The following is a 24,684-nucleotide window of genomic DNA, read 5'->3' on the forward strand; positions in this document are numbered from 1 at the left end:
AGACGATGTCCCGCCCCCGCCGCCCTGCCCGCCTGATCCTGACCGCCCTGCTTGCCGCCCTCGGCATCGCCGGCTTCTCGGCGCTTGGCCTGTGGCAGATCGAGCGCCTGCACTGGAAGCTCGACCTGATCGCCCGTGTCGATGCCCGCGTCCATGCCGAACCGGTGCCCGCCCCCGGCCTCGCCGACTGGCCCGGGATCAGCGCCGAAAGCGCCGAATATCGCCGGGTCACCCTCTCGGGGCGGTTCCTCAACGCCGACACGGTGCTGATCTACACGCCGTCCGATTACGGCCCGGCCGACTGGGTGCTGACCCCGCTTGCGCGCGACGACGGCACCGTGGTGATGGTCAACCGCGGCGTCGTGCCCGACGACATCGCCCGCGCCGGCGGTTTCACCACGCCCGAGGGGTCGGTGACGGTGACCGGCCTGCTGCGGATGCCCGAGAACCACGGCTGGCTGTTTTCGCGCGAGAACGATCCGGCGGCGCGCAAATGGTATCGCCGCGACATCGGCTCGATCACCGCGACGCTGGGCCTGAGCCCCGCCGCGCCCTATTTCGTCGATGCCGAGCTTGGCGATCCCGCCGCCTGGCCGCGCGGCGGGCAGACCGTGGTGGCCTTCCGCAATGCCCATCTCAGCTATGCGCTGACCTGGTTCGCGCTCGCTGCGGTGGTGGCGCTTGGCGCCGGGCTCGTCCTCCGGCACGAGCTGCGCGGCCGCGGCTGAGCCCTTCCCTGCCGCCCCGCACGCGGCTATCCTGCCCGCATGAGCGACACCCAAATCCCCGGCTTCCCGCTGCGCCCGGGCCGCGTCCACGAGGTCTGCGGCGCCGGCGCCACCGCCTTCGCCGCGATCTGCGCCGCCCCGGGCACCGGGCCGGTGCTGTGGATCCGCGAGGATCGCGCGCGCGAGGCGCTGAGCCCGCAGGGCCTGCTGCCCTTCCTCGACCCCGCCCGCCTGCTGATCGCCCAGACCCGCAGCCAGACCGACAGCCTCGCCGTGGCCGAGGAGGCGCTGAAGGACGGCACCGTGCCGCTCGTCGTGCTCGCCGTCACCCGCCCGCTCGACCTGCGCGAGGGGCGGCGGCTGCAGCTGGCCGCGGGCGCAGGCGGCGCCACCGGGCTGTGCCTGATCCCCGAGGGCATGGGCAGCAACGCCGCCGAGACGCGCTGGCGCGCCGAGCCCCGCCTCGATCCGCGGCCGGCCCGGGACTCGACTCCCTTCCGCTGGGAAAGTATAAAGAACAAATCGGGAACGATTGGGGTCTGGGATGTTCTGTGGGAAGCAGCGACGCATCGTCTGCGTGTGGTTTCCCCGTCTCGCGAGTGACGGGGCGCTGCGCGCGCACCCGCTCGAGGGCCCCTTCGCGCTGACCCTGCGCCAGGGCAATGCCGAACGGCTGCATTGCCTGAACCGCGCGGCCGAGGCGGCGGGGCTGTTTCGCGGCATGGCGCTCGCCGAGGCGCGGGTGTTCTGCGCCGCGCTGCAGACCCACCCGGCCGATCTGCACCGCGAGGCACAGCTTCTGGCGGCGCTGCGCCGCTGGGCCACGCGCTACAGCCCCTGGGTCGGGCTTGACGGCGAGGACGGGCTCGCCCTCGACATCACCGGCGCGGCACATCTCTTCGGGGGCGAGGCGGGGCTTCTGGCCGATCTGCGCGCGCGGCTGTCGCGGGCGGGGTTCAGCGCCTGCCTCGGCCTTGCCTCGAGCCGCGGCGCGGCCTGGGCGCTCGCCCATCACGGCGAGGGCGTGGCGCCGCCCGGCGCAGACCTCACCGCCATTGCCGGGCTGCCGGTCGCGGCGCTGCGGCTCGCGCCCGAGACGGTGACGGCCTTGCAACGGCTTGGCCTGCGCCACGTCGGAGACCTCGCCCGCACCCCGCGCGCGCCCCTCGCCCGCCGCTTCGGTGCCGCGCTGCTCGACCGGCTCGACGCTGCGACCGGCGCCGCCCCCGAGCCCGTCTCTCCGGGCGCCGAGCCCCCCCGCTTCGCGCTGCGCCTGACCCTGCCCGAACCGATCGGCCTTGCCGCCGACGTGCAGGCGGGCACCGCGCGGCTGCTGGCGGCGCTGTGCGAGCGGCTGGCCGCGCAGGAGGCCGGGGCGCGGGTGCTGCGCCTGACCCTGCGCCGCGTCGACCGCGACACGCGCGAGGTCGAGCTGCGCCTTGCCGCCGCGCTGCGCGACCCGGCGCGGATCTTGCCGCTTTTCAGCCGCGGGATCGAGACGGTCGACGCGGGCTTCGGCATCGACCAGCTGCGGCTCGAGGCGGTGCAGGTCGAGCCGCTGCCCGCCGAGCAGCAGGGCAGCCGCACCGCCCCGGGCGATCCCGCCCGGCTTGGCGATCTGCTCAGCCGGATCGGCACCCGGATCGGGCTCGAGAACATCCTGCGCCTGCTGCCCGCCGACAGCCATGTGCCCGAGCGCGGCTTCCTCACCGCCCCCGCCGCCTTCTCGCGCCCCGCCCGCGGCTGGACCAGCCCGCGCCCGCGCCCGCTCGTCCTGTTCCCGCCCGAACCCGTCACCGCCACCGGCAGCACCCCGCCGCGCAGCTTCCGCTGGCGCCGGATGGCGCTCAGCACCGCCCGCGCCGAGGGGCCGGAACGGCTTGCGCCGGAATGGTGGTTCGACGATCCCGCCTGGCGCAGCGGGCTGCGCGACTATTGGCGGATCGAGACCCGGCAGGGCCGCCGGCTGTGGCTGTTTCACACCCCGCAGGAGCCGGGCTGGTGGGTGCAGGGCGAATTCGCATGACCGCCGCGCCCCCGCCCGGGCCGCCCTCGCCCCGACCGGTCGAACCGCCCGCAACCGCCGAAACCACGGCTGTGCCCGTTCCCGGCTGCCCTGCCCCCCCGGCGCAGACGGCCGCCCGATCCTGCACCTCTGCCGCCCCCCCGGGCTTTCTCCTTGCTGCAAAGACCTCGGGGGAGGCGCCGGCAGGCGCCGGGGGCAGCGCCCCCTCTGCCGCCCCCGGCACCGAACCCCCGACCTATGCCGAGCTCTGCATCACCTCGAACTTCACCTTCCTCACCGGCGCCTCCCACCCCGAGGAGCTGGTGGTGCGCGCGGCCGAGCTCGGGCTCGGCGCGATCGCGATCACCGACCGCAACTCGGTCGCGGGCGTGGTGCGGGCCTGGACCGCGCTGAAGGTGCTGCGCGAGCAGGCGCAGGCGGCGGTGCGCTCGGCGCGCCAGCTTGATCCCTCCTCGCGGCAGGAGCTGTCGCCCGCCACGCCCTGCCCTGCCGCGCCCGCCGCCCCCCTGCCGCGGCTGATCGCCGGGGCGCGGCTGGTGCTGAGCGATTGCCCGGTCGAATGGCTTGCCCTGCCGATCGACCGCGCCGGCTGGAGCGGGCTGACGCAGCTGATCACCCTCGGCCGGCGGCGCGCGCCGAAGGGCGCCTGCGCGCTCGGGCTCGATGACCTGATCGCCCGCGGCGCGGGTCTCGTGCTGATCGCGCTGCCGCCCGCCGACACGGCCGCCGCGCTTGGCCCGCTCACGCAGCTGCAGCGCCGCTTCCCGGGGCAGGTCTTCACCGGCGCCGCGCCGCGCTATGACGGCTCCGACCAGACCTGGTTCGATGCCTGCGCGGCGCTGGCGCTGGCCGCCTCGGCGCCGATGGTGGCCGTGGGCGATGTGCTGATGCACCGCGCCGCACGCCGGCCGCTTGCCGATGTGCTCACCTGCCTGCGCGAGGGCTGCACCATCGACACGATCGGCACCCGCGCCCTGCCGAATGCCGAGCGCCGGCTGAAGGGCGCGCCCGACATGGCGCGCCTCTTCCGCCGCCACCCCGCCGCGCTGCGCCGCACGCTCGAGATCGCGGCGCGCTGCGCCTTCGATCTGGGCGAGCTCAGCTATCAATACCCCGACGAGGTGGAGAACGGCGAACCGCCGCAGGCCCGGCTCGAACGGCTGACCCGCGAGGGCCTGGCCCGGCGCTGCCCCGCGGGCATCCCCGAGCGCTACCACGCCCTTGCCCGCAAGGAACTCGCTCTGGTCGGCGAGCTCGGCTATGCGCCCTATTTCCTCACCGTCCACGACATCGTCGCCTTCGCCCGCTCGCGTGCGATCCTGTGTCAGGGCCGCGGCTCGGCGGCGAATTCGATCATCTGCTGGGCGCTCGGCATCACCGATGTCAGCCCCGAGATGATCGGCATGGTGTTCGAGCGCTTCATCTCGCGCCACCGCGGCGAACCGCCCGACATCGACGTCGATTTCGAGCACGAGCGACGCGAGGAGGTGATCCAGTGGATCTATGCCCGCTATGGCCGCGAGCGCGCGGGGCTGTGCGCCACCGTCATCCATTTCCGCACCCGCGCCGCGATCCGCGAGGTCGGCAAGGTGATGGGGCTTTCGGCCGATGTCACGGCGGCGCTCTCGGGGCAGATCTGGGGCAGCTCGAACGCCGGGCCCGACCCCGCCCGGCTGCGCGAGCTCGGGCTGAACCCCGACGACCGGCGCCTCGCCCGCACCGTCGCGCTGATCGCCGAGATCATCGGCTTTCCGCGCCACCTGAGCCAGCATGTCGGCGGTTTCGTCATCACCCGCGACCGGCTCGATGCGCTGTGCCCGATCGAGAACGCGGCGATGGAGGGGCGCACGGTGATCGAATGGGACAAGGACGACATCGACGCGCTTGGCATCCTGAAGGTCGACGTGCTCAGCCTCGGCATGCTCAGCTGCCTGCGCAAGGCCTTCGCGCTGCTCGCCGAGACCGGCGGCGGCCCCGCGCTTTCCCTTGCCACCGTGCCGCAGGAGGACGGCGCCACCTACCGGATGCTGACGCGCGCCGATGCCGTGGGGGTGTTCCAGGTCGAAAGCCGGGCACAGATGAACTTCCTGCCGCGGATGAAGCCCGCCACCTTCTACGATCTGGTGATCGAGGTGGCGATCGTCCGCCCCGGCCCGATTCAGGGCGGCATGGTCAAACCCTATATCCGCCGTCGTCAGGGGCTCGAGGCGCCCGAGCCCTTCGGCCCGGCGCTCGCTGCGGTCACCGCAAAGACCCTCGGCGTGCCGCTGTTTCAGGAACAGGCGATGCAGATCGCGGTGGTCGGCGCCGGCTATACCGCCGAGGAGGCCGACCAGCTGCGCCGCTCGCTCGCCTCGTTCCGCCGCATGGGCACGATCGGCGCCCATCACGCCCGCTTCGTCGGCGGGATGGAGGCGAACGGCTATTCGCGCGAGGTGGCCGAGGCCTGTTTCGCGCAGATCGAGGGCTTTGCCGATTACGGTTTCCCCGAAAGCCATGCCGCCGCCTTCGCGATGCTGACCTATGTCTCGGCCTGGCTGAAATGCCACCACCCGGCGATCTTCGCCTGCGCGCTGCTGAACAGCCAGCCGATGGGGTTTTACGCCCCCGCCCAGATCGTGCGCGATCTGCGCGAGCACGGGGTCGAGGTGCGGCCGGTCTGCGTCAACCGCTCGGGCTGGGACAACAGCCTCGAGCGGCGCGGCGACGGCCGGCTGGCGCTGCGGCTCGGCTTCCGGCAGATCCGCGGCTTCCGCGAGGAAGAGGCGGGCTGGATCGTCGCCGCCCGCGGCAACGGCTATCCCGACCCCGAAAGCCTGTGGCTGCGCGCCGGCACCCGCGCCCCCACGCTCGAGCGTCTGGCCGAGGCCGACGCCTTCGCCGGCATGGGGCTGACCCGGCGCGATGCGCTCTGGGCGGTGCGGGCGATCCGGGCGCCGGCGCCGCTGCCGCTCTTTGCCGACCCGCTCGATGGCGAGGGCGGGGTCGAGCCCGCGGTCGAGCTGCCGCCGATGCATCTGGGCGAGGAGGTGGTCGAGGATTACGTCGCGCTGCGCCTGACCTTGCGCGCCCATCCGATGGAGCTGTTGAGGCCCGGGATCGCGGGGCTGATCCCGGCGGCAGATCTCGCCACCGCGCCGCCGCAGCGGGTCTCAGTGTGCGGCCTCGTCATCACCCGGCAGCGGCCCGGCACCGCCTCGGGCGTGGTCTTCCTCACCCTCGAGGACGAGACCGGCACCGCGAATGTGGTGGTCTGGCGCGCCGTCTATGCGCGCTTTCGCCGCGCGGTGATCGGCGGGCGGCTGCTGCGGGTGAGCGGCCGGCTCGAGCGCGAGGGCAGCGTCGTGCACCTGATCGCCGAGACGATCGAGGATCTGTCGCCGCGGCTCTCCGCGCTTGGCCATCCGCTCGACACCGTGGTCGGGCTGACCCGGCCCGAGGCGGACGACGCCCCCCGCCCCGCCCGCGTGCCGCCGCGCGCCCGCCACCCGCGCGAGCAGGCGAAACGGCTGTTCCCAAGCCGCGACTTCCACTGACCGACCGGGGCCGAGTCGCGCCCCGCCCAGGCAGGTGCTGCCGCAATTTTGCCCGCCCGGCGAAAATTCCGCCGCGCAGACGGGCACCGCGCCGATCGCCCGCGCCGCGCCGCAGCGCCGGGGGCGAAAGCCTTGACCCCGACCACCCGGCTTGGCGTCATGGGACCAGAGTTGGCGGCTAGGGTTCCGGCAGAGATGCGTCTGGTCCGAGAGCTGCCACCGGCGGGGGAGACATCCCCGTTCGGCGCACGGCGGGATAAAAACCCGGGAGACCTCGTCCAGCCAAGGGATTGGCGGAACGATGGTCCGTTCGTCCCTTCATGTATGCAGTTTGAACGTGAAAGGAACGACCCATGACGACCCGCCGCGCCACCCTTCTCGGCTCGCTCGCAACCCTGGCCGCCTTCGCCGTCTCGCCCGCCTTTGCCGCTCCGAAGACCGATTTCAAGGTCGCCTGGTCGATCTATGCCGGCTGGATGCCCTGGGGCTATGCCGCCGACCATGGCATCGTGAAGAAATGGGCCGACAAATACGGACTGACAATCGAGGTCACGCAGTTCAACGACTATGTCGAGTCGATGAACCAGTACACCGCCGGCGCCTATGACGCGGTGACGCTGACCAACATGGACGGGCTCTCGATCCCGGCCGCGGGCGGCGTCGACACCACCGCGGTGGTGATCGGCGATTTCTCGAACGGCAATGACGCGGTGATCCTGAAGGGCAAGGACAGCCTTGGCGACATCAAGGGCCAGAGCGTCAGCCTCGTCGAGTTCTCGGTCTCGGAATACCTGCTGGTGCGCGGGCTCGAAAGCGCCGGCATGACCGAGAAGGACGTCAAGATCGTCAACACCGCCGATCCGGACATGGTCGGCGCCTTCCAGACCCCGGACGTGACCGCGATGGTCACCTGGAACCCGATGGTGTCGGAAATCGCGAAGCTGCCCGACGCCCATGTCGTCTTCGACAGCTCGAAGATCCCGGGCGAGATCATCGACATGATGGTGGCGAACACCGGGGTGCTGAAGGACAACCCCGATTTCGGCAAGGCCCTTGCCGGGATCTGGTATGACACCGTGACGCTGATGCAGGCCGACACCGCCGAGGGCGCCGCCGCGCGCGCCGCCATGGGCGCGGCCTCGGGCACCGATCAGGCCGGGTTCGAGGAACAGCTCGCCGCCACCCGCCTCTTCGACAAGCCCGCCGATGGCGTCGCCTTCGTCACCTCGGCCGAACTGCCGACCACGATGGACCATGTGCGCACCTTCCTCTTCGACAAGGGGCTGCTCGGCACCGGCGCGACCTCGGCCGATGCGATCGGCATCGAGATGCCCGGCGGCGCCGTGCTCGGCGACAGCGCGAACGTCAAGTTCCGCTACACCGACGCGTTCATGCAGCTCGCCCGGGACGGCAAGCTGTAAGCGGGCCGGGCAATGCGGCTCATCAATGTCAGACCGCGACGGGGGACGGCAGTCCTCCTCGCCTGCCTGCCCTTCGTGGTGCTGGCGCTCGCCTATCTGGTCGGCTCGGCGGTGCGGCTGGCGGAGAACCCGAGCGACAAGCTGCTGCCGGCGCTGTCGACGATCGCGCAGACGGTGAAGCTCTACGCCTTCACCGCCGATCGCCGCACCGGGCTGTACCTGCTGTGGTCGGACAGCGCGGCAAGCCTTGGCCGGCTGCTCGCCGGCATCGGCATCGCCACCACGCTCGCGCTGCTGCTCGGTCTGCTGAACGGCATCCTGCCCGTGGTGCGCGCGGTGCTCGCGCCCTTCGTCGCCGTCGTCTCGATGGTGCCGCCGCTCGCGCTCTTGCCGATCCTGTTCATCGTGCTGGGTCTGGGCGAGGTGTCGAAGGTCACGCTGATCGTGATCGGCGTCGCGCCGATCCTGATCCGCGACCTCGCGCTCTCGGCGCAGGCGCTGCCGCGCGAGCAGATCATCAAGGCCGAGACACTCTCGGCCTCGACCTGGCTCATCGCGATCCGGGTGGTGCTGCCGCAGGTGCTGCCGCGGCTCATTGACAGCCTGCGGCTGCAGATCGGTCCGGCCTTCCTGTTCCTGATCGCGGCCGAGGCGATCTCGGCCGATGCAGGGCTGGGCTACCGGATCTTTCTGGTGCGGCGCTATCTCTCGATGGATGTGATCTTTCCCTATGTCGCCTGGATCACCCTGCTCGCGGTGGCGATGGACCTTGGCCTGACCGCCCTGCGCCGGCGGATCTTCCCCTGGTCGGAGCTGGAGCGCGGCCGATGAGCGGCATCGAGATCCGTAACCTGTGGAAGGAATACGGCGATCAGGTCGTGCTGCAAAACGTCGATCTGACGATTGCGCCGCGCGCCTTCCTCGCCCTCGTCGGTCCCTCGGGCTGCGGCAAGACCACCTTCCTGCGCCTGCTGTTGGGACAGGAGGCGCCAACGCGCGGCACGATCACCCTCGACGGTGCGCCGCTGCCCGATGAGCCCGGCCCCGACCGCGGCGTGGTGTTCCAGCGCTATTCGGTCTTTGCGCACATGACGGTGCTCGGCAATGTCATGGCCGGGCCCGAGCTGCGGGCAAGCCGCCTCCTCGGCCGCACCTTCGGTGCGCGCCGCCGCGCCATCGCCGAGGAGGCGCGCGCGATGCTGGCCGAGGTCGGGCTCGCCGGCAGCGAGGACAAGTATCCCGCCCAGCTTTCGGGCGGCATGCAGCAGCGCCTTGCCCTTGCGCAGGCGCTGATGATGAAGCCGAAGGTGCTGCTTCTGGACGAGCCCTTCGGCGCGCTCGATCCGGGCATCCGCTCCGACATCCACCGGCTGATGAAGCGGCTGTGGAACGAGGTGCCGATGACCGTGGTGATGGTGACGCATGACCTCAGGGAGGCCTTCACCCTCGCCACCCGGATCATCGCCTTCGAGCGCACCCGCGACCGTCCCGAGGAACGGCTGCGCTATGGCGCGACGATCACCAGGGACATCCTGATCTGGCCGCCGCGCAGTGCCGGCCAGACCACGATCTGGGACGCAGATCTCCTGCCCAGTCGGGACGACCCGACCATTCCGGGGCCCATCGCCGGGACGACCTGGCCCAAGGAGGAACCCGATGCTGACGCATATCCCCCGCTCCGCTGAGGCCATCGCCGCCGACCGCGCCCGCTATGAGGAACACCAGCGCAAGGGGCTGAACGCCGCGCCGAAGGCGCTGCCGGCGCCAAGCCCGCGCCCCGCGCCCGCACCCGAAGCTGCGGCCGTGATCTGGGCCGAGACCGTGCCGGGGGGGTGGTATTACACCTGCCGGCTCGCCCGCGGCCAGAGCCTGCGGCTCGAGGCGGGCGGGCTGGGCGGCTCGGTCAGCCTGGCTGCCTGGTCCGCCGCCGACAGCTCGGAACGGCAGAACCTGCCCGACACCTGCAAGCTGCAATGGACGACCGACCTGAAGAAGGGCCGCGTGGTGTTTTCCGACATGGGGCGGGTGCTGTTCTCGATCACCGAGGATTCGGCGGGCGCGAACGATGCGCTGAGCGGCGGGATGCCGGCGCGCGCGCCCTTCACCCCCGCCTTCCGCTCGACGCGCGAGAACATGATCCTCGCCACCGCCAAGCTTGGCCTCGACAAGCGCGACCTGCCCGCGCTGCTGACCTTCTTCGCGCCGGTGCGCGTCGATGGCAAAGGGCAGTTCTTCTGGAACCCGGCGCTCCTGAACGGCGACGACTGGGTCGAGCTGCGCGCCGAGCAGGACCTGCTGATCGCGCTGTCGAACACCCGCCACCCGCTCGACCCGACGACGGGTCCGGAGGTTCCCTCCGTCAGCGCGACGCGCCTTGCCGCGCGTCCGATCGCCCGGGACGACCTGTGCCGCACCGCCACCGCCGAAGCCGTCCGCGGCTTCGAGAACACTGCACGCGCCTGAGGTCCCCTCCATGGAACAGATCCACGACATCCCCGCGAACCGCCCCTGGTCGGGCCTCGTCAAACAGGGCCAGACCATCCGCATCATCGACAGCTATGGCCAGCAGGCGATCGACACGCTCCTTTACAACGCCGCCGACCCCGCCGAGCGCTATTCGAGTCAGGACACGATGCGGGTGCAGAACGGCGCCTATATCGAGAAGGGCACACAGCTGATCTCGTCCGAGGGCAACCTGATGGCGACGATCACCGAGGCGACCTCGGGCCGGCACGACACCAATGCCGGCTGCTGCTCGCGCGAGAGCAACACCGTGCGCTTCGGCCACGAGACCTCGTATCTGCATGCCTGTCGCGAGAATTTCATCCTGGAATTCTCGGAATACGGGATGACCAAGCGCGACATCGTGCCGAACCTGAACTTCTTCATGAACGTGCCGATCAGCCAGAACGGCGCGATGACCATCGACGACGGCATCAGCCACCCGGGCGATTACATCGAGATGGAGGCGGCGATGGACCTGCTCGTCTTCATCTCGAACTGCCCGCAGATCAACAACCCCTGCAACGGCTTCGACCCGACGCCGATCCGCGTCGTGATCCGGGGGTAAGCCGATGTTCCAGAAGGTTCTTGTGGCGAACCGCGGCGAGATCGCGGTGCGCATCATCCGCACGCTGAAGACGATGGGGATCGCCTCGGTCGCGGTCTATTCCGACGCCGACCGCTTCGCCCCCCATGTCGCCCTTGCCGACGAGGCGGTGCGGCTTGGCCCGGCGCCGGCGGCCGAAAGCTATCTGCGGATCGAGGCCGTGGTGCAGGCCTGCCGCGACACCGGCGCCGAGGCGGTGCATCCGGGCTATGGGTTTCTGAGCGAGAACACCCGCTTTGCCGCGGCGCTCGCTGCGGCGGGGGTGGCCTTCATCGGCCCGCGGCCCGAGCAGATCGAGGCCTTCGGGCTGAAGCACACCGCGCGCGAGATCGCCGCGCGGGCCGGTGTGCCGCTGCTTCCGGGCACCGGGCTTCTGCCCGATGCCGAGGCCGCCGCGACCGAGGCCGCGCGCATCGGCTATCCGGTGATGCTGAAGTCGACCGCCGGCGGCGGCGGCATCGGCATGAGCCTGTGCGCCGACGAGCCGGCGCTGCGTGCGGCCTTCGCCGGTGTCGAGCGCACCGCGCAGGCCAGTTTCGGCGACGCCCGCGTCTATCTCGAACGCTTCGTCGCCGACGCCCGCCATGTCGAGGTGCAGATCTTCGGCAACGGCCGCGGCCGGGTGGTGGCGCTTGGCGAGCGTGACTGCTCGCTGCAGCGGCGCAACCAGAAGGTGCTCGAGGAAACCCCCGCCCCGGGCCTGCGCCCCGAGCTCCGCGCCCGGCTGCACCGCGCCGCCGAGGAGCTGTGCGCCGAGGTCGGCTATGCCTCGGCCGGCACCGTCGAATTCATCTATGACCCGGCGCGCGAGGAATTCTATTTCCTCGAGGTCAACACCCGCCTGCAGGTCGAGCACCCGGTGACCGAGGCGGTGCTGGGCATTGATCTGGTCGAATGGATGGTGCGTCAGGCGGCGGGCGAGGACCCGATCCCGGCGCCCCTGCCCGCCCCGCAGGGCGCCGCGATCGAGGCCCGGCTTTACGCCGAGATGCCGCATGCGGGCTTTCGCCCCTCGGCCGGGCGGCTGACCGAAGTGACCTTCCCCGCAGACGCCCGCATCGACGGCTGGATCGCCACCGGCACCGAGGTCACGCCCTTCTACGACCCGATGCTGGCGAAGATCATCGTGCATGGCGCCAGCCGTGCCGAGGCGATCGGCAAGCTCGGCGCGGCGCTCGCCGCCACCCATGTCGCGGGGATCGAGACCAACCTCGCCTATCTGCGCGCGATTGCGGGATCGGATCTCTTCGCCTCGGGCAAGGTGGCGACGACGGCGCTGGCGGGCTTTGCCTTCGCCCCCGAAGGGATTGAGGTGCTGGCGCCCGGTGCGCAAAGCTCGGTGCAGGAGCTGCCGGGCCGGCTCGGGCTGTGGGGCGTGGGCGTGCCGCCCTCGGGGCCGATGGACCCGCGCGCACATCGCAACGCGAACCGCCTGCTTGGCCAGAACCCCCACACCACGACGCTCGAGATGACGGTGGCCGGCCCGACGCTGCGCTTCCTGCGCGCCGCCCGGGTGGCGATTGCCGGGGCGCGGATGGCCCTGAGCCTCGACGGCGTGGCGGTCGAGGGCCCGGTGCTCGAGGTGCCCGCCGGCGCGACGCTGACGATCGGCCGGGTCACGGGGCCGGGCCAGCGCGCCTATCTCGCCGTTGCGGGCGGCTTCAAGGTGCCAAAGGTGCTCGGCTCGCGCGCCACCTTCGCGCTTGGCCATTTCGGCGGCCATGCGACCGGCACGCTGAAGACCGGCGACGTGCTGCATGTCGGCCGCGTGCCACAGGAGGCCCCGGCCGCGCCCGAGCCCGCCGAGCTGACCGAGGACTGGGAGCTGGAACTGGTCTACGGCCCGCATGGCGCGCCAGATTTCTTCCGCGACAGCGACATCGAGACCCTGTTCGCCACCGCCTATGAGGTGCATTTCAACTCCGACCGCACCGGCGTGCGGCTGATCGGCCCGGCGCCCGACTGGGCGCGCACGGATGGCGGCGAGGCCGGGTTGCACCCCTCGAACCTGCACGACAACGCCTATGCCATCGGGGCGATCGACTTCACCGGCGACATGCCGATCATCCTCGGCCCCGACGGGCCGAGCCTTGGCGGCTTCGTCTGCCCGGGTGTGGTCAGCGCCGCCGACCGCTGGAAGCTTGGCCAGCTGAAGCCCGGCGACCGGGTGCGCTTCCGCCCCGCCGCGCGCCCCGCCGACCCGGTCGCGGGCCCGGCAATCGCCCGGCTCGGCTCGCCGCTCGTCGGTGCGCTGCCCGACGCCCCGGTGCCCGTCGCCTATCGCCGGCAGGGGGACGAGAACCTGCTCGTCGAATACGGGCCGATGAGCCTCGACATCGGGCTCAGACTGCGGGTGCAGCTTCTGATGCAGGCGGTCGAGGCGGCCCGCCTGCCGGTGATCGACCTCACCCCCGGCATCCGCTCGCTGCAACTGCACTACGACACCGCGAAGATCTCGCGCCCCGACCTGCTGCGCGAACTGGCGGCGATCGAGACCCGGCTGCCCGCGGCCGAGACGGTGAAGGTGCCGACCCGCACGGTCTGGCTGCCGCTCTCCTGGAACGACCCGCAGGCGGAACTTGCGATGCGCAAGTATCAGGAGCTGGTGCGGCCGAACGCGCCCTGGTGCCCCTCGAACATCGAGTTCATCCGCCGCATCAACGGGCTTGCGGACGAGGCCGCGGTGCAGCGCACGATCTTCGATGCGCGCTATCTGGTGATGGGGCTGGGCGATGTTTACCTTGGCGCGCCGGTGGCGACGCCGGTCGATCCGCGCCACCGGCTGGTGACGACGAAATACAACCCCGCCCGGACCTGGACGCCGGAGAACGCGGTGGGCATCGGCGGCGCCTACATGTGCATCTATGGCATGGAGGGCCCGGGGGGCTATCAGCTCTTCGGCCGCACCATCCAGATGTGGAACACCTGGCGGCGCACCCCGGCCTTCGCCGACACGCCCTGGCTGCTGCGCCACTTCGATCAGGTCCGCTTCTTCCCGGTCAGCCACGACGAACTGACCGAGGCGCGCGAGGCCTTCCCGCATGGCCGCTACGACCTGCGCATCGAGGAGGGCACCTTCGACTGGGCGGCCGAGAAGGCCGCGCAGGACAGCGCCGGCACCGCCGCCTTCAAGGCCCGCCAGCAGGCCGCCTTCGAGGCCGAGCGGGCGCGCTGGAAGGCCGAGGGGCTGGACCAGTTCGTCGCCGACGAGGGCGGCGTCTTCGAGCAGGCCGCCATCCCCGAGGGCTGCACCGGCGTCGAAAGCCCGGTGCCCGGCAATGTCTGGAAATACCTCGTCGCCCCCGGCACCCGCCTTGCCGCGGGCGATCCCGTCGCCATCGTCGAATCGATGAAGATGGAGATCACCGTGCACAGCCCCACGGCCGGCCGCCTGCGCGAGACCCGCGCCGCGCCCGGCCGCACCGTTCACGCCGGCGACGTGCTGGCCATTCTGGAGACCGACTGATGCAGCTGCCTGACATGATGACGATCGCGGCGCTTCGCGCGGCCTATGCCGCGGGCGCCACGCCCCTTGAGGTGATCGAGGAGGTGATCGCCCGCCGCGACGCGCTGGCCGATCGCGCCGTCTTCATCTCCGAGACCCCGGCCGAGAGCCTGCGCGCCGAGGCGAAGCGTCTGGCCGAGCGCGGCCCCGAGGGCCTGCCGCTCTATGGCATTCCCTTTGCGGTAAAGGACAATATCGACGTCGCCGGGCTGCTGACCACGGCCGCCTGCCCGGCCTTCGGCACCTCGCCCGCGCGCGACGCGACGACCGTCGCGCGGCTGCGTGCGGCGGGCGCGATCGTGATCGGCAAGACCAACCTCGACCAGTTCGCGACCGGGCTGAACGGCACCCGCTCGCCCTTCGGCGCGCCGCGCTGCGTGTTCGATGCCGCCTATGTCTCGGGCGGCTCGTCCTCGGGCTCGGCGGTGGCGGTGGCCTCGGGGCTGTGTGCCTTCTCGCTCGGCTCCGACACCGCGGGTTCGGGCCGCGTGCCGGCGATGTTCAACAACCTCGTCGGGCTGAAGCCGAGCCCCGGGCTCGTGCCGAACACCGGTTGCGTGCCGGCCTGCCGCTCGGTCGATGTCATCACCGTCTTCGCCGGCACCGTCGACGAGGCGGCCGAGGTGCGCCGGCTGATCGAGGGCCATGACCCCGCCGATCCGTTCTCGCGCGAGGCCCAGCCCGTCGCCCTGCCCGCCCGTCCGCGGATCGGCGTGCTGACCGCGGCCGAGCGCGAGTTCTACGGCAATGCCGAGGTCGCGGCCGCCTATGACGCCGCCTGCGCCCGCGCCGAGGCGCTTGGCGCGACGCTCGTCCCCGTCGACTATGCCCCCTTCCGCGAGGCGGCGGCGCTGCTTTACGACGGGCCCTGGGTCGCAGAACGTCTGGCCGCGGTCGAGGACTTCCTCGCCACCAACGCGGACGACTTCGAGCCTACGGTGCGCAAGATCATCGAGGGCGCGAAGGGGCGCAGCGCGGTCGAGGCCTTCCGCGGCCTTTACCGGCTGAACGAGCTGCGCCAGCAGGTCGCGCCGACCTGGGAGGCGGTCGACATGCTGCTGCTGCCGACCTCGCCCACCCGCGCGACGGTGGCCGAGATGCGCGCCGACCCGATCGGGCGCAACAGCCAGTTCGGCCTTTACACCAACTTCGCGAACCTGCTGGGCTATGCCGCGATCGCGGTGCCCGCGGGCTTTGGCGCCTCGGGCCTGCCGGTGGGGGTGCAGCTTGTGGGGCCGGCCTTCTCGGACGAGGCGCTGGTGCCTTTCGCGGGCGCGATGCACGCGGCCGCGGCCTGTGGCATGGGGCGCGACCGCAGCGCCCCGGTGCCCACGCCGGCCGAGCCGCGCCTGCCCGAGGGCTGGTGCACGCTCGCCGTCGTCGGCGCGCATCTGAGCGGCATGCCGCTGAACCGCGAGCTGACCGGCCCCGGCGGGCGCTGCCTTGGCGCGGCCCGCACCGCGCCCGGCTATCGGCTCTATGCGCTGGCGGGCACGGTGCCCGCAAAACCGGGCATGGTCTTCGACCCGGCGTTTACCGGCCCGGGCATTGCGGTCGAGCTCTGGGCGCTGCCGCCCGCGGCCTTCGGCGCCTTCGTCGCCGCGATCCCGGCGCCGCTCGGCATCGGCAAGGTCACGCTCGACGACGGCCGGCAGGTGACTGGCTTCCTGTGCGAGGGCCATGCGCTCGCGGGCGCCGAGGAGATCACCGGCTTCGGCGGCTGGCGTGCCTATTGCGCGGCGAAGGCGGGCTGAGCCCGCCCCAGCCTCCTCAGCGCGCCGTGAAGATCCGGCCGAGCGTGTTGAGCAGGATCTGCGCGGCCAGAATCGCGGTGGTGCCAGTGCGGTCGTAATCCGGCGCCACCTCGACCAGGTCGATGCCGACGATCGTGCCGCGCTTCGCCAGCCCCGCGACGATGTCGAGCACCTCGTAATACTGGAAGCCGCCATGGCTTGGCGTGCCGGTGCCCGGCGCGATCGAGGGGTCGAAGCCGTCGATGTCGAGCGTCAGGTAATAGCGCCGCCCGGCCGGGATCCGCTCCAGCACCGCCGCGATGCCGAGCCGGCGCACCATCCGCACCGACAGGATGTCCGAGCCCATCGCCTGCGCCGCCTCGTAGCCCTCCTTCGCGGTCGAGGAGACATTGCGGATGCCGATCTGCGTCATCCCCTCGACCCAGGGCTTCTCGGCCGCGCGGCGCATCGGGTTGCCGTGGCCCACCCGCACGCCATGCCGCTCGTCGACGAAATCGAGATGGGCGTCGATCTGCACCACATGCACCGGCGCCTCGTCGGAAAAGGCGTTGATGCAGGGGATGTTGATCGAGTGATCGCCGCCCAGCACCACCGGCAGCGCCCCCGCGCGCAGGATCGCGCGCACCCCCGCCTCGATATTCGCATGGCTTGCCGCGGTGTCAGTGTGGATGATGTCGGCATCGCCGATGTCGACGATCCGCACCCCGTCGAGATAGGTGGTGTCGTCGTCGAAATCATAGGCCCCGGCATGGCCGAAGGCGAAGAGCGTCGAGGCCTCGCGGATGCCGCGCGGGCCAAAGCGTGTGCCGGCGCGCCATTGCGTGCCGCAGTCGAAGGGCGCGCCCATCACCGCCACATCGGCGTCGATCCGGCTCCAGTCCGGCTCGTAGGGCGATTTCGCGAAGGTGGAGATGCCGACGAAGGGCAGGTTCAGCCGGCCGCTCTCGTAATCATGTGCCATCGGGGGTCCTTTCCGCAGGGCTTCGGGCCAAGGCATGGCACGAGGCATTGCACCCAAGAATACGGAACATATGATCTTCACATCAGAAAGGTTGATGTGAATGAAGATTGCCAACACCGATCTGCGCGCCCTTGCCGTGTTCCGCGCGGTGGTCGAGCACGAGGGCTTCACCGGCGCGCAGATCGCGCTTGGCCTGTCGCAATCGGCGATCAGCTTTCACGTCAAGGCGCTCGAGGAGCGGCTCGGCTTCCCGCTGTGCCGGCGCGGCCGCGGCGGTTTTGCCCTGACCGAGCGCGGCGCGCTGGTCCATGCCCGCTCGGAGGCGCTGTTCCTCTCGCTCGACACGTTTGAAAGCGAGGTCGGTCGGCTGCGCGACCGGATCACCGGCACGCTGCGGATCGGAATGATCGACAACACGGTGACCGACAGCGGATTGCCATTGCCGCAGGTGATCGGCCGGATCGGCGCGCGGGCCCCCGAGGCGCGGCTCGACATCGCCATGGCCGATCCCGAGACGCTGGTGGTGCGGCTGGCCGGCGGCGCGCTCGACCTGGCGATCCTGCCCGAGACGCGGCTCGCCGAGGGGCTGCGGCTGAGCCCGCTGCACGAGGAGCGCCACCTGCTCTATTGCGGCCGCGGCCATCCGCTGTTTCCCCGTGCCGGCGAGGCGGTCACGCCGGCCGAGATTGCCCTCTGGCCCTTCGTCGGCCGGCCCTATGCGAACCAGCGCGAGCTTGGCCCGTTCCCGGGGGCGGTGATGCCGGCCAGCGCCGCGAACATGGAGGCGCAGGCGATGTTCCTGCTGTCGGGGCGCTACATCGGCTACCTGCCCGCCCATTACGCAAAGGCCCATGTCGCGGCGGGCAACCTGCGCATCCTTGGCACGGGCTTCCCCCTGACCTCGCCGCTGATGCTGGCGACGCGGGCCGGGGTGCGCGCGACGCCGCTTCAGGATCTGTTCCTGCGCGAACTGATCGCCGCCATCGCGGCCCGGGCAAGCGCGGGCTAAGCGCCACATTTCCTTCAAGAAACCATCGTTCACCTTTTGCGTGAGCGTCATCTGGTGCCGCTAGCTCCTGCCTCACCAACTCACAGGAGACACCGATGACCTTCAAGATCGCCCTGCTGGCGGCCTGCACCGCCCTGTCCACCCCGGCCCTTGCCGAAGAGGTCTTCCCGGCAACGCTCGCCGGCCATGCCTTCCTGCCGGCGCTGTCGCTCGTCGCGCCGCCCGCCGATGCGCCGCGCGATCTGTGGATCTCGGGCAAGTTCACCGGCCCGACCCGCAACGAGGCGCCGATGAGCGTGATGGGCAATGTCGGCAAGAGCTATGGCGGCCACGAGACCGGCATCGCCCTGCCCTTCATCGGCCAGCCGGTGCAGGGGATGTCGGGCTTCGCGATGAACCGCGCCGAGGATGGCAGCTGGTTCGCGCTGACCGACAACGGTTTCGGCTCGAAGGCGAACAGCCCCGATGCGATGCTGTTCTTCCACCGCATGGCCCCCGATTTCGCCACCGGCACGGTGACCCGCAAGGAAACCATCTTCCTGCACGACCCCGATCACAAGGTGCCGTTCCGCATCGCCAATGAAGGCACCGACAGCCGCTATCTGACCGGCGCCGATTTCGACCCGGAAAGCCTGCAGTCTCTCGACGGCACCTTCTGGATCGGCGAGGAATTCGGCCCCTATCTGCTGCATGTGGCGCGCGACGGCGCGATCCTCGACGTGATCCCGACGCGGCTTGACGGTGCGGTGCTCGCCGGCCCCGACACCCCCGGCGTCAAGGTTCCGGCCGAGGCGGGCAAGGATTATCAGGTGCAACGCTCGGGCGGCTATGAGGGCATGGCGCTGCAGCCCGGCACCAACCTGCTTTGGGCGATGCTGGAAAAACCGCTGCTGGTGGCCGGCGGCGGCACCGAGGGCGATTTCCTGCGGGTGATGACCTTCGATCCGGCGAAGAAGGACTGGACCGGCGAGAGCTTCAAGTTCCGCCTCTCCGAAGGCGCGACGGCGATCGGCGATTTCAACTTCATCGACGCCACCCATGCGCTGGTGATCGAACGCGACAACGGCGAGGGCGACGCGGCCAAGGCCTGCGCCGCGGGCGCCACCGACACCTCGGCCTGCTACCCGATCCCGGCGAAGGTGAAGAACATCGTTCTGCTCGACACCGCCTCGGTCGATGCCGAGGGCTATCTGCGCCGCATCGGCCATATCGACCTGCTGAACATCGCCGATCCCGAGGGCAAGGCGCTCGCCGGGATGAAACCCGCCGCGGGCCCCTTCACCTTCCCGTTCTTCACCATCGAGGACGTGGCGCGGGTGGACGACACCCACATCCTGGTGGCCAATGACAACAACCTGCCGTTCTCGGGCGGGCGCGAGGTCGGCAAGGCCGCGAACAACGAGTTCATCCTGCTCTCGGTGCCGGAACTGCTCTCGGCGAAGTAAGCCGCAGCTCACGCTCAGCGGACCGGCGGCCCACGGGTCGCCGGCCCGCCTCCCCCCGCCCGATCCCCTGTCACCGCGCCCGCCGAGGTGCTAGAGCGGTGAGGACAGGCGGAAGGGGAGCGTTCATGCCCACAGACGACACCATCGTGCCCCTCGGGGCGGCCTATTACCCGGTGCCCGCGGGCGGCCCGACGCGGTCCTATGCCTTCCTGCTCGTGCCCGGCTTCACCCTTCTCGCCTTCAGCTCGGCGGTCGAGCCGCTGCGCATCGCCAACCAGCTCTCGCAGCAGCCGCTCTACCGCTGGCAGCTGATGTCGGAAAGCGGCGCGCCGGTCGCGAGTTCCTCGGGGATCTCGGTCTGCGTCGACGGCCCGATCGGGACGATGGACCGCGCCACCCGCGCCTTCGTCTGCGCCGGCACCCCGCCCACAGCCGCACTGGCGCCGAAGGTGGTGGGCGCGATCCAGCGCCACGCCCGCTTCGGCGGCGCCGTCGGCGGGATCTGCACCGGCGCGGTGGCGCTCGCCGCGGCCGGCCTGCTCGAGGGCCATCCCTTCACCCTGCACTGGGAAAACCAGCCCACCTTCCGCGAGGACTTCCCCGCGCTCTGCCCCTCGGCCAACCGCTTCGAGATCTCGGGCCCGGTGATGACCTGCGGCGGCGGCGCCGCGGCGACCGACATGATGCTGTCGCTGATCGCCGAGGACCACGGCGCGGAATTTTCCGCGATGGTCTCGGAGATGTGCCTGCGCAAGGTGATGGTCGGCATCGAGAAGGAACAGCGCAGCTCGCTTTCGGTGCTGATCCGCTCGCGGAATCCGGGCCTCCTGAACATCGTCACCCTGATGAACGCCCATATCGAGGACCCGCTGACGCTTGACGACCTGTCGCGGGTGGCGGGCTATTCCCGGCGCCATATCGAGCGGATGTTCCTGTCGGTGCTGGGCGAGACGCCGGGCGAGTTCTACCGCGGGATTCGCCTCGACCACGGCCGCACGCTGCTCTCGACCACCGACATGGGGCTGCTCGAGGTGGCGCTGGCCTGCGGCTTCGGCTCGGTCGCGCATTTCTCGAAGAGCTTCAAGGCGCGTTTCGGCACCGCACCGACGAAGTTCAACCGCACCATCCGCAGCGCGCGCAAGGCGCCCTGAAACGGCCCCCCGAACAGCACAAGGCCCCGGGCGGGACCGCCGCGACGGGGCCGGGATGGCAGCCGGTCCGGACGCCCATCAACGCCGGATGGCATTGAATTCGCGTTCACATTTCAGGTGGTGCCACCGGAGAAAAAGAGTGCAGATTTTGCCAGGAAGCAAAACGAACTGCCTGTAATTCATTGGCAAAAAAACGTATCTTTACCGCCCGAAATATTGAACCTGTTCCGTGCCGTTTTGAACCAATTGCCTGCGAAGCGCTGCGCGCGACCCAAGTTCTGTGCGCGGCAAAAGCCCACGCTTTCGTGCGGGATTCGGAAGGAGAAGATGACCTGGCGCTGCTGCCGGATTCGTGGCCGGCAGGTCAAGCGCGCATTGCGCGGGCCTGCATTGGGCTGAGATAGCCGAGTTTCGAATGCCGCCTGTGCGGGTTCCCGAAGCGCTCGATGTCGTCGAATGCATCAGCTCCGGCATCGTTACCGGTGCGGTAAACCTTGCGGGCCGTGCGTTCGGTTCTCAGCGAAGAGAAGAAGCTCTCCATTGCGGAATTGTCCCACACCTTCCCGGCCCTGCGCATCGGGCAGGTGATGCCATTTTCGGCCAGAAGCCTTTGAAACCGCTCACTGTATATCGCGATCCGCGGTCCGCATGATGCGGCAAAGCGCTGGCCTTGCCGCGCCGCCAGACGGCCATCATCGGCGCATCCATGACGAACGACGCATCGCGCTCCGGCGTCATGGACCAGACCTCGACGCGCCGGGAAAACAGGTCCGGCACGGCGGCAACGTAGAGCCTGCCCGCCGCGGTCCAGATGCAGGCGAAGTCGGCCCGCCATTTCTGGTTTGGCCGGTCAGCCTGGAAATCCCGGCCCAGAATGTTGTCGGCGATGACCGACCGTTCGCCGTCGCCCCGGGGCTTTCCATGACGCCTGGACCGCGCCCGCAGGACATTGACCTGCATGCGCCGCTCGATCCGATGCAGCCCGCAGGCGAGCCCTTCTTCAAGCATGTCGCGCCAGATGCGGCGCGCGCCGCAGGTCCGGTCGCCGCCCCTGAAGCTCATCTCGATCGCCGTGACGCGCTTCGCGTCCCGGAGCTCGCGGGGGCTGGTCGGGCGTGGAAGCCGGCGCGTGCAACCTCCAGAGCCTGACGCAGCCCGCAGATCTGGCGGTGTTTGGCGATGAAGGCGAACCTCACATCGCCTCACGCGCGCGCCACCGCCACGCCCCGGTCCGTCACAGGCCGGACGGCCCCGATCCTGAACTCGCGGCTGAACTTCCGCCTCGCCAGATCCACTCTCCAGTTTCTTGATCACGATCTTATCTTCGTGTCCACAAAACCGGCAGCAGATCAGCGCTTCGTGCTCAGCGGCATCGTGCATGCCGATGGCAGCGACGCGGGCCGCATCGGCGCGATCTTCTGCACGACGATGGAGCCCGGGCCCGAGGGCTGGTGGATCGGCGCGGCGCACTTCGTGCCGGAGGCCTGAGCGGTGCGCGCGAGGGGGCGCTGCCCCCGCGCTGACGCGCCCCCCGAGGTATTTTCGGCAAGATGAAAGCCGTTCAGCCGCGCGCGGCAAAGCCCGCGATCGCGGCGAGGATCGCCTGAAAGCTGCGCCGCGCCCGATCCGAGCTGCGCCGCGCGCGCAGGTAGCCATGCGGCAGCTCGGCTTCGTTGCGCCACTCCGCCGCGACACCCGCCGCACGCAGCCGCGCGACGAAGGCCGGCGCGTCATCGCGCAGCGGATCGACATCGGCGGACACCACGAAGGCCGGCGCCAGCCCCGAGAGATCGGGCGCCATCAGCGGCGCCGCGCGCGGGTCGGTGACCGGCCCCTCGCCATGCAGCGCGCTGCGGTAGCTGCCCAGATCGATGGTGCGCAGAAGCGGCGCCTCGGCGTTCTCGGTATAGGACGGCGCCGCGCCGTCGCCGCCAAGCCCCGGATAGATCAGCACCTGACCCAGCGGCTGCCGCCCGCCCCGCAGGTCAAGGCAGAGCCCGGCGGCCAGCGCCGCCCCCGCGCTGTCGCCCACCACCACCGCAGGGCGGTCGAGCGCACGCCAGACCGCGATCACATCGTCGATCTGCGCCGGCCAGCGGTGCTCGGGCGCGAGCCGGTAGTCGACCGCGACCGCCTGCAGCCCGGTCGCATCGGCGATCTCGGCGCAGATGTCGTCATGGCTCTCGAGCCCGCCCACCACATAGCCGCCGCCGTGAATGTAGAGCACCGCGACCGGCGTCTGCGCCCCGTAGACCCGGCAGGGCACGCCGCCGAAGGTGCGATCGGCGACCGCAAGCCCGGGCGGGCGTGGCGCGCGGAACTGCGCACACATCGCGTCGTAATAGCGGCGGTTCTCGGCCGCGCTCGCGCCATTCGCCTCGGGCGGATAGGCGGCCTCGGTCTGCGCGATGAAGGCGCGCACCTGCGGATCGGAGATCATTCCGCACCCTCCGCGATGCGCCGCTCCAGCCAGTCCGGATCCATCTGCGGCACCGAGGCGAGCAGGGTGCGGGTGTAATCCGCCCGCGGCGGGTCGAGCACCGCGCCCTGCGGCCCGCTGTCGATCACCCGCCCGCCCTGCATCACCACCACATCGTCGGCGATCGCGCGCACCGTCGCGAGGTCATGGGTGATGAACATGTAGGAAACGCCGGTCTCGTCCTGCAGCCGGCTCAGCAGCCGCAGGATGCCCTCTGCGACGAGCTGGTCGAGCGCGCTGGTCACCTCGTCGCAGATGATGAACTCGGGATCGGCGGCAAGCGCCCGGGCGATGCCGATGCGCTGCTTCTGCCCGCCCGACAATTCCCCCGGCAACCGGTCGAGGAATTTTTCGGGGGCGAGTTCGATCTGCTCCATCAGCTCGTGCAGACGGTCCTCGCGCGCCTGCCCGCTCAGCCCGCGATAGAAGCCGAGCGGCCGCGACAGGATCTGCCGGATCGTCTGGCGCGGATTGAGCGCGGTGTCCGCCATCTGATAGATCATCTGCATCTTGCGCAGCTGCTCGGGCGTGCGCTGGTCGAGCCGCGGCGGCAGGATCGCGCCGTCCAGCGCGACCGTCCCCGCGCTCGGCGGCAAGAGCCCGGTGATCACCCGCGCCGTGGTCGATTTGCCCGAGCCGGATTCGCCCACCACCGCCACCGTCGCCCCGCGCGGCACCTCGAAGCTGACCTCGCGCAGCACCTTTTGCCGGCCATAGCCCGCGGTCACCCCCCGGATCTCCAGCGCCGGGGTCGCGGTGCGGTCCAGCGCGCGCTCGGGCCGGCGGAACTCCCGCACCGCCCAGAGCGAGCGGGTATATTCGGCCGCGGGCGCCGCCATCATCGCGCGCGTGGGCGCCTCCTCGACCTCGCGGCCATGGCGCATCACCTTGATCCGGTCGGCCATCTGCGCCACCACCGCGAGGTCGTGGGTGATGTAGATGCCGGCGGTGCCGGTCGCCTCGACCGCCTGACGGATCGCGGCGAGCACGCCGATCTGCGTCGTGACGTCAAGCGCCGTGGTCGGCTCGTCAAAGACGATGAGGTCGGGCTTGCAGGCCATCGCCATCGCCACCATCGCGCGCTGCAGCTGCCCGCCCGAGACCTGATGCGGAAAGCGCAGGCCGAAATGCTCGGGATCGGGCAGGTGCATCTTGGCGTAAAGCGCGCGCGCGAAGGCCTCGGAGCTGGCGCGGTCGGCGCTGCGATGGATCGCCGGCCCCTCGCAGAACTGGTCGATCAGCCGCCAGGCCGGGTTGAAGCTTGCCGCCGCCGATTGCGCCACATAGGCGACGCGATCGCCACGAAAGGCGCGCCGCTGCCGTTCCGACAGGCGCAAGAGATCGGTGCCCTCGAAGCGCACATGGCCGCCGGCAAAGCGCAGCCCCGGCTGCGCAAAGCCCATCGCCGCAAGGCCGAGCGTCGATTTCCCGGCGCCGGATTCGCCGATCAGCCCGACGACCTCGCCGCGATCGACCTTGAGGTCGACCCCGTGCAGGATCGGCGCCCAGCCCTCGGGCGTCTTCGCCTCGATCTTCAGGTTCTCGATGTCGAGCAGCATG

18 protein-coding genes, 1 pseudogene and 1 riboswitch are annotated in these 24,684 nt (G+C 70.7%); of the genes and pseudogenes, 15 read left to right on the forward strand and 4 right to left on the reverse strand.

Features of this window, described 5'->3' with window-relative positions:
* Positions 1 to 5 precede the first annotated feature (5 nt).
* The 11 genes from EOW66_RS10480 (at position 6) to atzF (ending at position 16,079) form a co-directional block, all read left to right on the forward strand.
* Complete coding sequence (locus EOW66_RS10480) at positions 6 to 728, forward strand: SURF1 family protein (protein ID WP_128156314.1); 723 nt, start codon at positions 6 to 8, stop codon at positions 726 to 728.
* A gap of 39 nt (positions 729 to 767) precedes the next feature.
* Complete coding sequence (locus EOW66_RS10485) at positions 768 to 1,331, forward strand: hypothetical protein (RefSeq protein WP_128156315.1); 564 nt, start codon at positions 768 to 770, stop codon at positions 1,329 to 1,331.
* Positions 1,273 to 2,754, forward strand: coding sequence for a Y-family DNA polymerase (locus tag EOW66_RS10490; protein WP_128156316.1), 1,482 nt, complete (start codon positions 1,273 to 1,275; stop codon positions 2,752 to 2,754). Before EOW66_RS10485 ends, EOW66_RS10490 begins: the two co-directional genes overlap by 59 nt.
* Positions 2,751 to 6,290, forward strand: coding sequence for an error-prone DNA polymerase (locus EOW66_RS10495; protein WP_239017555.1), 3,540 nt, complete (start codon positions 2,751 to 2,753; stop codon positions 6,288 to 6,290). The genes EOW66_RS10490 and EOW66_RS10495 overlap by 4 nt, the downstream gene beginning before the upstream one ends.
* 167 nt (positions 6,291 to 6,457) lie before the next feature.
* Positions 6,458 to 6,563, forward strand: a riboswitch (guanidine-I (ykkC/yxkD leader).
* Positions 6,564 to 6,643: 80 nt separating this feature from the next.
* A complete protein-coding gene (locus EOW66_RS10500) occupies positions 6,644 to 7,711 on the forward strand; it encodes a putative urea ABC transporter substrate-binding protein (RefSeq protein WP_128156317.1) in 1,068 nt (355 codons plus the stop codon).
* A 12-nt stretch (positions 7,712 to 7,723) separates the two neighbouring features.
* The gene (locus EOW66_RS10505; RefSeq protein ID WP_128156318.1) at positions 7,724 to 8,542 is read left to right on the forward strand and encodes an ABC transporter permease; all 819 of its coding nucleotides are present in this window, start codon (positions 7,724 to 7,726) and stop codon (positions 8,540 to 8,542) included.
* On the forward strand, positions 8,539 to 9,396 hold the full coding sequence (locus tag EOW66_RS10510; protein ID WP_128156319.1) for an ABC transporter ATP-binding protein: 858 nt from the start codon (positions 8,539 to 8,541) through the stop codon (positions 9,394 to 9,396). The genes EOW66_RS10505 and EOW66_RS10510 overlap by 4 nt, the downstream gene beginning before the upstream one ends.
* The gene (locus EOW66_RS10515) at positions 9,368 to 10,174 is read left to right on the forward strand and encodes an urea amidolyase associated protein UAAP1 (protein WP_206363687.1); all 807 of its coding nucleotides are present in this window, start codon (positions 9,368 to 9,370) and stop codon (positions 10,172 to 10,174) included. Before EOW66_RS10510 ends, EOW66_RS10515 begins: the two co-directional genes overlap by 29 nt.
* 10 nt (positions 10,175 to 10,184) lie before the next feature.
* The gene (locus EOW66_RS10520; RefSeq protein WP_128156320.1) at positions 10,185 to 10,781 is read left to right on the forward strand and encodes an urea amidolyase associated protein UAAP2; all 597 of its coding nucleotides are present in this window, start codon (positions 10,185 to 10,187) and stop codon (positions 10,779 to 10,781) included.
* 4 nt (positions 10,782 to 10,785) lie between these two features.
* Positions 10,786 to 14,286 (forward strand): 5-oxoprolinase/urea amidolyase family protein, encoded by a 3,501-nt coding sequence (locus tag EOW66_RS10525; RefSeq protein ID WP_128156321.1) that lies wholly within the window; start codon positions 10,786 to 10,788, stop codon positions 14,284 to 14,286.
* On the forward strand, positions 14,286 to 16,079 hold the full coding sequence (gene atzF / locus EOW66_RS10530) for an allophanate hydrolase (protein WP_128156322.1): 1,794 nt from the start codon (positions 14,286 to 14,288) through the stop codon (positions 16,077 to 16,079). Before EOW66_RS10525 ends, atzF begins: the two co-directional genes overlap by 1 nt.
* A gap of 16 nt (positions 16,080 to 16,095) precedes the next feature.
* Here atzF and speB read toward each other — a convergent pair whose 3' ends face one another.
* Positions 16,096 to 17,040, reverse strand: a complete 945-nt coding sequence (speB, locus tag EOW66_RS10535; protein WP_128156323.1) for an agmatinase — start codon at positions 17,038 to 17,040, stop codon at positions 16,096 to 16,098.
* Positions 17,041 to 17,140: 100 nt separating this feature from the next.
* Between speB and EOW66_RS10540 the strand changes: the two genes are divergently transcribed.
* The 3 genes from EOW66_RS10540 to EOW66_RS10550 all read left to right on the forward strand — a co-directional run bounded on the left by EOW66_RS10540 (position 17,141) and on the right by EOW66_RS10550 (position 20,645).
* The gene (locus EOW66_RS10540) at positions 17,141 to 18,049 is read left to right on the forward strand and encodes a LysR family transcriptional regulator (RefSeq protein WP_128156324.1); all 909 of its coding nucleotides are present in this window, start codon (positions 17,141 to 17,143) and stop codon (positions 18,047 to 18,049) included.
* 95 nt (positions 18,050 to 18,144) lie between these two features.
* Complete coding sequence (locus EOW66_RS10545) at positions 18,145 to 19,494, forward strand: esterase-like activity of phytase family protein (RefSeq protein ID WP_128156325.1); 1,350 nt, start codon at positions 18,145 to 18,147, stop codon at positions 19,492 to 19,494.
* A gap of 125 nt (positions 19,495 to 19,619) precedes the next feature.
* Positions 19,620 to 20,645, forward strand: a complete 1,026-nt coding sequence (locus tag EOW66_RS10550; RefSeq protein ID WP_128156326.1) for a GlxA family transcriptional regulator — start codon at positions 19,620 to 19,622, stop codon at positions 20,643 to 20,645.
* A gap of 364 nt (positions 20,646 to 21,009) precedes the next feature.
* Here the strand turns inward: EOW66_RS10550 and EOW66_RS10555 are convergent.
* Positions 21,010 to 21,844 (reverse strand): annotated as a pseudogene (locus EOW66_RS10555) (IS3 family transposase); the annotation flags it as partial.
* Here EOW66_RS10555 and EOW66_RS20390 point away from each other — a divergent pair.
* Positions 21,825 to 22,133: a hypothetical protein gene (locus EOW66_RS20390; protein WP_164881081.1), complete on the forward strand. Its 309-nt coding sequence runs from the start codon at positions 21,825 to 21,827 to the stop codon at positions 22,131 to 22,133. The pseudogene EOW66_RS10555 and the gene EOW66_RS20390 sit on opposite strands and share 20 nt — an antisense overlap.
* A gap of 73 nt (positions 22,134 to 22,206) precedes the next feature.
* On the opposite strand, the gene EOW66_RS10560 is transcribed toward EOW66_RS20390, so the two are convergent.
* The gene (locus EOW66_RS10560) at positions 22,207 to 23,085 is read right to left on the reverse strand and encodes an alpha/beta hydrolase (RefSeq protein ID WP_128156327.1); all 879 of its coding nucleotides are present in this window, start codon (positions 23,083 to 23,085) and stop codon (positions 22,207 to 22,209) included.
* The gene (locus EOW66_RS10565; RefSeq protein WP_128156328.1) at positions 23,082 to 24,683 is read right to left on the reverse strand and encodes an ABC transporter ATP-binding protein; all 1,602 of its coding nucleotides are present in this window, start codon (positions 24,681 to 24,683) and stop codon (positions 23,082 to 23,084) included. The genes EOW66_RS10560 and EOW66_RS10565 overlap by 4 nt, the downstream gene beginning before the upstream one ends.
* Between the last annotated feature and the right edge of the window lies 1 nt (position 24,684).

The sequence above is a fragment of the Paenirhodobacter huangdaonensis genome (genome assembly GCF_004022465.1).
Classification (GTDB): domain Bacteria; phylum Pseudomonadota; class Alphaproteobacteria; order Rhodobacterales; family Rhodobacteraceae; genus Rhodobacter; species Rhodobacter huangdaonensis.